We start from the raw sequence: 12,745 nt of genomic DNA, 5'->3' as shown, positions 1-12,745 counted from the left end.
TAGGCGGGAAGAGCTGCCCGCCCACGCGCCTGGGAAGCCCGGGAGAGAGCAGGCGTGCCTGCCCTCTCTCCGGCGCCCGGTCCGGTGCGAGGCCCTCAACGGCAGCGGCCCCGGCCGCTCACCTCGCCACCGCCAGGCAGTACGCCTCGTCGGTGGCGAGGAGGTTGCGGTGGGTGTCCTCGGCCGTGATGATCCCGTCGTCCAGGACGAGCACCCGGTCGGCCGCGTCCAGGACGGCCGGGCTGCTGGAGATCACCACGGTGGTACGGCCCCGGCGCAGCTTCACGAGGTTGCGCGCGATCAGCTGCTCGGTGACCGCGTCGACGGCCGTGGTCGGATCGTGCAGGACGAGGACGTCGGTGTCGGCGGCCAGGGCGCGGGCCAGGGACAGCCGCTGGCGCTGTCCCCCGGACAGGTTGGCGCCCCGGTCACGGATGGCGTAGTCGAGTCCGTCACGGTGCAGCGCGACGACATCGGTCAGCATGGACGCCTCCACCGCCTCGGGAACGGTACGGCTGGTGCCCGCCGGGTCGATGTTCGTACGGAGGGTCCCGGCGAAGATCTCCCCGTCGTACGGATTCACCAGCATGTGCTCCCGGACGGCCTCGACCGAGAGGTCCGCGATCTCCCGCCCGCTGATCCGGACCGTGCCCTCGTACTCCTGCGGCGGGACGTTCACGGCCAGGATCGACGCGAAGTCGGCGGCGGCGCGCGGCTGATAGGCGGTGATCGCCACGAACTCCCCGGCGGCCACCCGGAACTTGAGCTCGCGCAGCGTCCCGTACCGGACACCGTCGATCTCCAGGTCGCCGCCCGCGGCCGGGCGCTGCGGGCCCGGAGCCGACACCGGCGGCGCCGCCAGCACCAGAGCCATCCGTTCGGCCGAGGCACGCGCCATCATCACGTACTTGGGCATCTCCGAGAACATCTTCAGCGGTTCCATGATGAACTGCGCGAGGCCCACCGCCATGACCAGTTCCCCGATGCCGATCTGGCCGTCGAACGCCAGCCAGCCCGCCGTCAGCGTCACGGCGGCGGCCAGGACCGCGTTGAGGGCCTGCGCGGCGCCGGCGTACGCGCCGTTCACCCTGGCCACGGTGACCGCCTGGTGCTTCGCCTCCGTGCTGACCTTCCGGTAGGACACGAACGCCGCGTGGTTGCCGCCGAACCCGTGCAGCGGACGCAGGCCGGTGATCAGGTCCGCGACCTTCGCACCGGCCCGCGCCACCCGGGCCTGCTGCTCCTGGGTACTGGCGCCGATCCGCTTGGACATCACGCTCAGGATCGTCAGGATCACAACGGTTCCCATGATCACCAGAAGTCCGAGCCGGAGGTCCGCCAGGCCCAGCGCGACCGCCGCGACGACGACCGCGACCAGTGAGCTGATCAGCAGCGGCACCACCTCGATGATGTCGGCGGTGGAGTCGGCGTCCTCGGTGGCGATGGTCAGCACCTCGCCGGACTTCAGATCGATGTTCCGGTCCATCGGCTGGAGCCCGCACGCCGCGACCTCCACCCGCCAGCGGTGCGCCTCCGTCGTGTTGGCCTTCTGCAGGACGCGCATCCCGAACCGCCAGGACAGCGACACGGTCGTGATGATCACGGCCAGCGCGCCGATCGACGCCCCGAGTGAACCGGGGCTCCGGTCCTGCAGCGTGTACTCGACGATCAGGCCGAGCGCGATGGGGAAGGCGGTCTCGCCTGCCTGGTACAGGCCCATCAGGACGGTGCCCCAGGTCATGGCAGCGAGGTTGCGGCGCAGGGCCGTCCGCAGGATGCCGGCTCCGGTGACGGGCCGGTGGGGGTCAGGAGTTCGCATCGAGGTGACCGGCAATCGCTTCGGGGGTTCGCAGGGTGAGCAGGTCTCGGATCGTGATCACTGGACCGTACTCCCGGCGGAGCAGCCCGATCAGGCGTACCGCCAGCATGGAGTGTCCGCCGAGGGCGACGAAGTCGCTGACCGCGCTGACCTCGTCGTCGTCCAGATCCAGCGCTTCGGCGAAGAACTCGGACACCGTGATCTCGGTGTCCGTCTCCGGTGCGCGTTCGGCCACCGTCGTCAGGACGCCCAGCGGCCTGGCCTCCGGAAGCGCCTTGGTGTCGGCCTTCCCGTTCACGGTCAGCGGGATGCGATCGACCTGCGCGTAGTGCGTGGGGCGCAGGAAGTCGGGGAGGGCGGCGCACACTTCGGCGGCGACGGCTGCCAGGCCGGCGCCGTCGAGCACCAGGTAGGCGGCCAGCCGGTACGCTCCGTCGACCTGCGGGTCCGGCTGGGCGACCGCGGCGGCGAACCGTACCGCCGGGTGCGCGGCGAACGCCGCCTCGACCTCGCCCGGCTCGACGCGGTGCCCGCGGATCTTGACCTGCTGGTCGGTCCGCCCCAGGTACATCAGGTTGCCGTCCGGCCGCCGCAGCACCAGGTCTCCGGTGCGGTACATGCGCTCGCCCGGGTCGCCGAACGGGGACGCCACGAACCGGTGCGCCGTCTGCGCGGGCTGCCCGAGATAACCGCGGGCGATGCCGACGCCCGACACGTACAGCTCGCCGGGCACGCCGTCCGGCAGGGGCCGCAGCCACGGATCCAGCACGTACACCTCGGTGTTGTCGATCGCCACCCCGACCACCGGGTCCTCGCACTCGAAGGTGCCGACGCCGAGGGTGTTGATGGTGTACTCGGTGGGTCCGTACAGGTTGTAGCCGGCCGTGCCCTCGGTCTCCGTGAGCCGCTGCCACAGTGCCGGGGTGACGGCCTCCCCGCCCAGCAGGACGAGCGCGGGCCGCCGTCCGGGGGTGTCGAGCAGTCCTTCGGCCACCAGTTGCTGCGCGTAGGTAGGGGTCACGTTGATCACGTCGATGCCGTGATCCAGGCAGTACGCGACCAGCCGGGGCGCGTCACGGCGCAACTCCTCGTCGCAGATGTGCACTTCGTGTCCGTCGGCGAGCCAGAGCAGCTCCTCCCACGACATGTCGAAGGCGAACGACACGGTGTGCGCGATCCTGAAGACCCGGTGCTCGTGCTCCGCCAGCACCGGTTCGAAGATGCGCCGCTGATGGTTGATCAGCATGTTGGTGAGTCCGGCGTACTCGGTCACCACACCCTTGGGCCGCCCGGTCGATCCGGAGGTGAAGATCGTGTACGCGGGGTGCCGCAGGCGGTCAGGATCCTCCGGCGCGAACGTGCGGAACGGTTCGGCGCCGGGCAGCGGGCGGTCGAGCTCGATCAGTTCACCGGTCAGCCGGGGCGACACCGCGCTCACGGTGAGGATCACGTCCGGGCGGGCGGCCTCGACGATCGCGGCGATCCGCTCGTCCGGATGGTCGAGCTCCAGCGGCACATAGGCCGCTCCGACGCGCAGTACGGCGAACAGCGCCACGATCGAGTCCAGGGAGCGCGGTATCGCGAGGGCCACGGTCCGCTCCGGTCCGATGCCGCGGCCCGCCAGCACGCCTGCCACCGCACGGCTGCGGTCCCGGAGCTCGGCGAAGGTCATCGCCGATCCGTGGGCGACGAGCGCGACGCGCTGCGGGTCACGGTCGGCCGCCCGGTCGAACCGGTCGACGACGGTGTCCGTGCCGACGTCCGTACGGGGCGCCGGTTCGGGCAGTGTGCCCGCCCCGGGCAGCGCGCCGACCGGGCCGGCCCATCCGGCCAGGTCCTCCAGTACGCGGAGGTAGCCGTCGAGGAGGCGGCGGGCGCCCTCGGGGTCGTCGTCGCGGTGCTCCAGCTTGACGGTGAGCCGGTCGCCCGGCGTGACGACCCAGGTGAACGGGTAGTGGGTCGAGTCGTCGGCCTGTACCGCGGTGATGCCGTGGCGGGCGTTCATCTCGGCGAAGGCGTCCAGGTCCAGGAAGTTCTGGAGCACGAACAGATTGTCGAACAGGGTGTCGTGGCCACTGGCACGCTGGATCTCGCCGAGGCCCAGGTGCTCGTGCTCCATGGCCTCGACGCGGGCCGCCTGGACGGCCGACAGGTACGCGCCGACCGTGTCGTCCGGCCGGGCCCGGGTCCACATGGGCACGGTGTTGAGCAGGACGCCGACGATGCCGGACAGTCCTTCGCCCTCGCGGCCGGAGACGGTCACGCCGAACACGGCGTCACTGCGGCCGGTGTGCGCGCCGAGCAGGAGGCCGAACGCCCCGGTCAGCACCGTGTTCAGGGTGACGCCGTGGGTCCTGGCCGCCTGCCGCAGCAGATCGGACAGCTCGGCCGACATCGTGCGGACGAGCGCACGCGGCAGTTCGTCCGTGACGGCCGGCTGCTCCCCGGCGAGCAGGGTGGGGCCGGTGAGGCCGTCGAGGTGGTCCGCCCAGAAGCGTTCCGCCACGGCGGGGTCCTTGGCGGCGAGCGCGAGGGCGTAGTCCTCGAAGCCGGGCGAGAGCGGGATCGCGGCCGGCGGATCGCCCGCGAGGACGGCCTGGTAGGCGTCGAACAGGTCCCGCAGCAGGATCTCGCGGGACCAGCCGTCCCACAGCAGCAGGTGGTAGCTCAGCAGCAGGCCGTCGCGGTCACCGGGCAGGCGCACCACGGTCAGCCGGACCAGCGGCGGCTCGCCCGGGTCGAATCCCGTGTCGCGGTCCCTGGCACGCAGGGCGTCGGCCTCTGCCTCCGTCGCGACGGTGACCGTGCGGACGTCGACGCGGCGGCCCGCCCGCAGGACCTGGACCGGGTTTCCGCGCTCGTCGGTGGTGAAGCCGGCGCCCACGACGGGGTGCCGGGCGATCACGCAGGCCATCGCCTCGGCGAGGGCGCCGGTGTCCAGGCGACGGTCGAAGGTGAAGTAGCTCTGCGCGACGTAGTGCCCGGCCGTCCCCGCCATCTGGGCCTGGAAGTACAGGCCGCGCTGGAGAGGCGTGACCGGTGCGGTGCGCTCGGCCGTGGTGGAGGCCTCCGCGATGCGCTCCAGTGCGGTCAGCCAGTGACCGGTGATCTCGTCGGGAACGCCGTCGGCGAGAGTGAAGGCCGCGTGCAGGCTGCCCGTGGTGTCGTCGGTCCACGCGTTGACCTCGACGGCGTACGGGCTGCCCTCGTCCGCGCCGGTGATGTGCGGCACCTGGGACTCGCCGCTGCGGCCGAGGTAGTTGAACAGGACCTGCGGGCGGGCGGTCAGCAGCGGGGCCGTCTGCGGGTTGAGGTATCTCAGCCTGCCGTAGGCGACGTGACCGTCCTCGTCGCTCTGGCGGTCGGCGACTTCGCGCGCCGCCTCGACGGGGTCGGTGTGCGCCGTGAGCCGTACGGGCGCGATGGCGGTGAACCAGCCGACCGTGCGCGTGTAGTCGTGGTCGTCCCGGACGGGGACACGGCCGTGCCGCTCCAGGTCGACGGCGAGATCGGTGGGGGTCGTCTGGATCCGGGTCAGTGCGGTCCGCAGCGCGCCGCACAGGAGCTCGGTGAGCCCGATGCCGAGTGCGGCGGGCGCGGTGCGCGTCACCCGGTCGCTCACGTCGGGCGCGAGCACGACGGTCGTCTCGCGCAGGCCCTCGGCCAAGGGCAGCAGCGCGGGTGCCCGGAGCGTGGTGATCCAGTCGCCGAGGCCGGTCACCTCGCCGCTGCGGGCGCCCGACGCCTCGGCGTACTCGCCGTAGGAGGTGGTGGGCGGCGCCAGGGCCGCGCCGCCCAGGGCGGTGGCCAGGTCGTCGAGGAGGATCAGCCAGGACACCGCGTCGACGGCGAGGTGGTGCGCGGTGACCACGAGGGTCCGGCTCTCCGGTATCCAGGAGAAGGCGACGACCTCCCCGGACTCGGGGTCCAGCCGCCCGGCGGCCTCGTTCGCGACGGCCGTCGGGTCGTCGCTCTCCGCGCGGACGACGGTGACCTCGCGGTGGGGTTCGGTGCGCAGGGCCCACACGCCGTGCTCCACGTCCAGCTTCAGGCGGAGGACGGGGTGCGCGGCGACGACGGCGTTCGCGGCGCGCTGGACGTCGCCGATGCCGGCGCCCTCGGGGACCGGCAGCGTCCTGGCCTGGGCGAACCGGGCGAGCGAGCCGCCCCGTTCCCGCCTGCGCATGATGACCGGCGTCGGGAGCAGCGGGCCGTCCTCGCGGCGGACGGGACCGGTGGACGGGCTCCGCGGTGTGCGGGAGTCCAATTGCGCGGCGAGTGCGCGCGGGGTCTTGAACAGGAAGACGTCGCGGGGTGCGATGTGCAGTCCGAGCGCTCTGGCCCGGTTGATGACGGTGATGGCGAGGATGCTGTCACCGCCGGCCGAGAAGAAGTCGGTGTCGGCGTCCGCGGTGACGCCCGGGAGCGTCTCGCCGAAGATCCCGGTCAGCGCGGCGAGCGCGGCACCGCTCGCAGCCGGCGGGACGACGGTCCGCGCGTCGCCGCCCTGGTCCTGCGGGGCGTCGTCCCCGGCGGCGCGCGCGGCCAGGGCCTCGCGGTCCAGTTTGCCGTTGACCGTCAGCGGCAGCGCGTCGACGCACCGCACCTGGCCCGGCACCATGTGTGCGGGCAGCTTCGCGGCCAGGAGCGCGGTGAGGCCGGCCGGTGCCCGGCCCACGACGTGTGCGACCAGGTGGTCGCCGCCGGCCGCCACGGTGACGGCCACGTCGACCACGGTGTCGAGTTCCCTGATCGCCGACTCCACCTCGCCGAGCTCGATCCGGAACCCCTTGAGCTGGACCTGTCCGTCGGCCCGGCCGGCGAACTCCAGCTCGCCGTCGAGCGTCCGGCGGGCGAGGTCGCCCGTGTGGTACATGCGGGAGCCGTCGCCCGCGAACGGGTTCGCCACGAACCGGCCCGAGGTGAGCCCCGGCCTGCCGAGGTAGCCGAGGGAGACCTGGTCGCCCGCGACATAGATGGCGCCCACCGTGCCGGGCGGCACCGGCCGGAGCCTGTCGTCGAGGAGATAGGTGTCCAGACCGGGGATCGGACCGCCGATCGGGCTGACGTCACCGCCGAAGTCCTCGTCGGTGAGCACCCGGTGGGTGACGTGGACGGTGGTCTCCGTGATGCCGTACATGTTGACCAGTTCCGGCGAACGGGTGCCGTAGCGCTCGACCCAGCCGCGCAGCCGCGCGGGATCGAGCGCCTCGCCGCCGAAGATGATCCGGCGCAGCGCCGTTGCGGGTTCGCCGGCGTGCCGGTCCGCCTCGATGAACCGGTAGAACGCCGACGGGGTCTGGTTGAGCACGGTGACTCCGCGCTCGCGGACCAGCCGGTGGAAGTCCACCGGGGAGCGGGTCAGCGCGTAGTCCGGTACGAGCAGCTCACCGCCGTGCACCAGTGCGCCCCACAGCTCCCAGACCGCGAAGTCGAAGGAGTACGAGTGGAACTGGACCCACACGTCGTGCGGGCCGAACTCCATGTCGGGACGGGTGTGCGCGAGCAGCGCCACCACGGAGGCGTGCGGAACGACGACGCCCTTGGGCCGGCCGGTGGACCCGGACGTGTAGATCACGTACGCGGGATCCTGCGGGCCCGGAACCGCGCTCACCGGCACCGTTTCGTCCGCCCGCGGCAGTTCGTCCCCGAGCACGAGCACCAGGGCCGGTACGCCGGCCCGGGCCAGCAGGCCGGTGAACCGCTCGCGCTGCTCACGGTCCACGAGCACGGCCTGCGGTGCGGCGTCGGACAGGATGTACTCCAGCCGCTCGTCCGGGTACGCCAGATCGAGCGGTACGTACGCGCCGCCCGCGCTGACGATGGCGACCAGGGCGACGACCTGTTCCAGGGAACGCGGGACCGCGACGGCGACACGACCGCCCGGTCCGACACCGGAGGTTCGCAGCGCCTTTGCCAGCCTCGCCTTCTCTGCGGCCAGTTCGCCGTAGGTGAGGGAGCTTGCCGAGCCGTCCAGCGCGCACTGGGTGACGGCGACCGCGGCCGGGTCGCGGAGTACGGCGGCGTCGAACAGGGCGCCCAGGGTCGTGGGCGTGACGGGCGCGGGGCGCCGGTCGTCCTCGGCCGCCAGCTCCTCGACCCGTGCGTCCGGCCGGGTGAGCAGTCCGGTCAGCGTGCGGGTGAACGTGCGCAGGATCTCCGCGGCGCCGGATTCCCGGATCAGCGCGCCGTCGTAGATCAGGTTGAAGCGCGGCCGTCCGTCAGGGGTGCGTTCCACCACCAGCGTCAGCGGGTAGTGCGGGGCGCCCTCGTTCACGATGCCGGTGACGACCAGTTCGTCGCCGGGCCGGCGCAGCGCGGCCACATCGGTCGCGACGTCGAACACGACCAGGGTGTCGAAGCGGGCGCCGGCGCCGCTCAGCCTGCCGATCCGTGCCAGCGAGACGTGCTGGTGCGGCAGCACGGCGCTCTGGTGTTCCCGTACGGAGGCGAGCAGGCCGGAGGCCGTCGTGGCCGCGCCCCAGCGGGCCCGTACGGGAATCGTGTTGATGAACAGGCCCACCATGTCGGCGATGCCGGGAACGTCCGCGTCGCGTCCGGACACGGTGGAGCCGAACACGACGTCGTTACCGGGCAGGATGCCGCCGAGCGTCACCGCCCAGGCGCTGTGCACGGCCACGCTCAGGGGTACGCCGGCCGACCGGGCTGCCGCGTCGATGTCGTCCGGGGGCTCAACGGCCGTGTCGGCGAACCGGTCGGACGGAATGTGCCCGTCGGCGACGAGTGAGGGGCCGGGCAGACCGGCGAGCTGCTCGCGCCAGACCCGGTCGCTCTCGTCGGCGTCCCGTCCGCCGAGCCAGTGCACGTAGTCGGGGAAGCCTCCGGTCCGGTACGCGCTCCCGGGCCGGTGGTACTCGGCCAGCAGCGTGCGGAGCATCGGCGGCACCGACCAGCCGTCGGCGATGATGTGGTGCACGGTCTGCACCAGCACGTTGCGGCCGGCGCCGTCACGGATGAGCGTGTAGCGCATCAGCGGGCCGGTGGCCAGGTCGAACCCGGCGCGGCGGTCCCGCTCGGCGTGGTCGCGGATCCCGGCGTCGGTGATGCCGGGGCGCTCCAGCGTGGTGAAGGGTGCCTCGACGCCGCTTTCGAGTACGGAGACGACCCGGCCGTCGGCGAGGGCGGTGAACCGGGCGGCGAGGTTGGGGTACAGCGTCAGGAGCCGGGTGGCCGCCGCGGCGAGCCGTGCGGGGTCCACCTCGCCTTCCAGCGTGAGCAGTTGCTGTTCCACATAGCTGCCCGCAGATTCGTCGTCGAAGACCGAGTGGAAGTACAGGCCTTCCTGCAGCGGGGTCAGCGGCAGGATGTCGCACAGCCCGGGGCCGTCCAGTGCGTCGACATCGGACTGGGTGAGCGGCAGCGGGGCGAAGTCACTGGGCGAGTGGCCGCCGCCTTCGAGCGCGGCCAGCCCGGCGAGGGCCTCCCGCAGGTACGCGCCGACGACGGTGATGTCGTCGTCGGTGAACACGCCGTCGGGCCAGGAGATGGTGGTGACGAGTTCGTACCCGCCGTCGGCGGCCGGTTCGGCGATCAGGTTGAACTCCAGGGCGCGCTGAAGGCGCATCCTCGGGTCGCGCTTCTCGCCCAGCTGCCCGGTGGCACCGGCGAGCTGCCAGTCCCCGGCGGAGTCGGAGTCGAAGCGGCCCAGGTAGTTGAACAGCACCTGTGGCGCGGGCGCCTCGAACCGGGCGCCGCCCAGGTACCGCAGGGCGCCGTAGGAGAGGCCGTTGCCCGGGACGCGGGCGAGGTCCTCCTTGACCGCCTTCAGCGCGGCGGCCAGGTAGGCGGGTGCGGTGAGGTCGGCTGCGGGACCGGGGTCGACGGTCACCGGGAAGAGGGTGGTGAACCAGCCCACGGTCCGTGACAGTTCCGGTTCGAAGCCGGCGCCGTCCGCGACGAAGCGTCCTTCGCGGCCGTGGCCCTCCAGTTCGATGTGGGCGAACGTCTGGTCCTGTCCGAGGTCACGGCGCCACCGGGCGAGGGCGACGGCGAGCGCGGTGAGCAGGACGTCGTTGACGCCCGCGTGGAACCTGGCGGGGATCTCGCCGAGCAGCGCCGACGTGATCCCGGATCCGACCGATACCGTACGCTCCCGCTCGCTTGCCACGGTGTCTGCGCCGGACAGGGCACGCCTGCCCAGGGGGCCGTCCACGCCGGGCAGGGGACGTGCGAAGTGGGCGCGGTCCTCGTCGAACGGGGTGTTGGCGAGGAGTTCGGTCCAGCGCCGGAACGACGTTCCCACCGGGGGCAGTTCGACCGGCGCGCCCGCGCTCGACTGCCGCCACGCCGTGGCCAGGTCCTCCATCAGGACCCGCCAGGAGACACCGTCGACGACCACGTGGTGAACGACCACGACCAGTTCCCGTGCCGCGCGGCGCCAGACGGCACGCAGCATGACCCCGCGGTCCGGGTCGAGCCCGTCGGTGGCCAGCTCGACGCAGGCGTCGAGCGGCAGGCCGCTCTCCTGCCACCCGACGACGGCTTCACCGGCCTCGGGGATGTCGAAGCTCCAGCGCTCGCCGCGCACCAGCCTGGCCCGCAGCATGTCGTGCCGCCGGACCACGGCGGTGAGGATCTCGCCCAGGGCTTCGGCGCTCAGGTCCGGCGGGGTGTTCAGCACCACCGACTGCACGAATCCGTCGACCGCGTCCGTGACCTCGCCGAGCCACTGGACGATGGGCGATCCGGCCACGGGCCCGGTCGCCACGTCGTCGTCCTGCACCGCGGAGGCGCTCTCGCGGCTCGCGACGGCGGCGAGGGCGCCGACGACGCCGTGGGCGAAGATCTGCCCCGCGGTGACGTGGAGCCCGGCGTCGCGCAACGCGCTCAGCAGGGAGATCGCCAGGATGCTGTCCCCGCCGAGCCGGAAGAAGTCCTGGTCGACGCCGACCTCGTCCAGCCTCAGGACGGCGGCGACGGCCGCGCAGACCACGCGTTCGTTCTCGGTGGCGGGCTGGACGACGGGACCGGCCGAAGTGACGGGTTCCGGCAGTGCGGCCCGGTCGAGCTTGCCGTTGGCGGTGAGCGGGAACTCCTTCATCACGACCGTGTGGGTGGGCACCATGTACTCGACCATGTGCGCGTCGGCCCATGCCCTGACCTCGTCGGCGTGCAGGTCCTCGTGCCCGGCGGCCGGGATCACGTACCCGACCAGGTAGGTACCGCCCGCCGTGTTCTTCCTGGCGACGACACAGCTGTGCCGTACGCCGGGGTGCTCGGCGAGACCGGCCTCGACGTCCTCGATCTCCAGGCGCATCCCCCGGATCTTGATCTGGTTGTCCGCCCTGCCCAGGAAGTCCAGTGAGCCGTCCGGGGCGAAGCGGGCGAGGTCGCCGGTGCGGTAGAGCCGGGAGCCGTCGGCGGCGAACGGGTTCGCCACGAAGCGGGACGCGGTCAGGCCGGGCGCGTTGACGTATCCGCGGCCCAGGAGGAAGCCGCCGACGTACAGTTCACCGCCGGCCCCGACCGGGACGGGGCGCAGCTCGTCGTCCAGCACGTACAGCTGGGTGTTGGGATTGGCCCTGCCGATCGATGTCGACAGGCGTTCCGCGGCGCCCCGGTAGATGACGTGGGAGACGCCGATGGTCGTCTCGGCCGGGCCGTAGCCGTGGTACATGGGGATGTCGAGGCGGGTGCGGAACCGTTCGTAGAGTTCGGGGGTCAGCACCTCGCCGCCGCACCACACATGGCGCAGGCTGTCGAGGCGCCCGGAGTCCCCCGCCATCTCCAGCAGGACGTCCAGCATGGACGACACCAGGTAGGTGAAGGTGACGCGCTGCTCGGCGATCACGCTCAGCAGGTGGTGCGGGTCGCGTTCGCCGCCGGGCCGCAGGACCACCAGCCGGCCGCCGCACACCAGCGGCAGGAAGATCTCGTTGATCGAGATGTCGAAGGAGAGCGGCGCCTTGAACAGGGACGCGTCGTCGTGGCCGAAGTGCAGGATCTCGTCGACCTGCCACAACAGGCGTTCGCTGATCGCCTCGTGACGGATCATCGCGCCCTTGGGCCGGCCGGTCGAGCCGGAGGTGAAGATCACGTAGGCCAGGGCGGGTCCGGGAACGGTGACGTCGGGCGCCTCGACGGGGTGGGAGGTGAACTTCCAGTCGTCGAGGTCGACGGCCACGGCCTCCGGTTCACCCGGCTCGGACTCGCCCGAACTGTTGAGCTGGAGGACGGCGCGGGCGTCCTCGATGACGACCGCGCGGCGCGCGGCGGGCCACATCGGATCGAGCGGGACGAAGGCGCATCCCGCCTGGAGCACGCCGAGCAGCCCGACGACCATGTCGGCGCTGCGGCCCAGGGAGATGCCCACGACCTGTTCGGCCGTGAGCCCGCGGTCGATCAGGTGGTGGGCCAACTGTGCGGCGCAACGGCCGACCTGACCGTAGGTCAGTGAGCGGTTCTCGTCGACGATCGCGACCGCGTCGGGTCGCTTGCGCACCTGCTCGTGGAACATCTCCACGATGGTCGGACGAACCCGGCCGGCCTCGGTGTCGTTCCACCGGGCCAGGACCTCGATCCGTTCCGCGAGGCCGGAGGCGCCGATGGTCCCCAGCGGCCGGTCGGGGAATTCGGCGAGGTCGTCGAGGGCGAGCTGGGCCTCGGCCACGGAGAAGCCCTCCGGGACGGCGATGGTGCGCTCCGCCGCGTCGGCCTCCCAACCGGCGGTCCCGGAGCCGCCGTTGCCGGCCCATCCGAGGACATCGGCGAACAGGGTGCCGGGGGTGAGGTCCATGCCCTCAGGACTCTGTCCTGCCGCCCAGTGGGCCAGAGCGATGGCACAGGCGGTGACGAGGGTCCCGTCGCTGTGATCACCGGCCCTCCGGCGCAGGCCGGCCAGGCCCTCCTCGGAAAGCAGTACGAGACGAGCGCCCGGTTCCATCATCGAAAACTCCGCTTCCCAAC

General features: G+C 72.3%; 2 protein-coding genes. Both read right to left on the bottom strand.

Annotation, left to right across the window (positions count from 1 at the left end; genetic code table 11):
- Window positions 1-118 precede the first annotated feature (118 nt).
- Entirely contained in the window at window positions 119-1,819 is a 1,701-nt protein-coding gene (locus ACIQMX_RS11480; RefSeq protein ID WP_402476780.1) for an ABC transporter ATP-binding protein, read from the bottom strand.
- Window positions 1,806-12,725: an amino acid adenylation domain-containing protein gene (locus ACIQMX_RS11475; RefSeq protein ID WP_402476778.1), complete on the bottom strand. Its 10,920-nt coding sequence runs from the start codon at window positions 12,723-12,725 to the stop codon at window positions 1,806-1,808. Before ACIQMX_RS11475 ends, ACIQMX_RS11480 begins: the two co-directional genes overlap by 14 nt.
- Window positions 12,726-12,745 lie beyond the last annotated feature (20 nt).

The sequence above is a fragment of the Streptomyces sp. NPDC091416 genome (genome assembly GCF_044756845.1).
Classification (GTDB): Bacteria; Actinomycetota; Actinomycetes; order Streptomycetales; family Streptomycetaceae; genus Streptomyces.
This window is presented reverse-complemented; position numbering and strand designations above follow the sequence as displayed.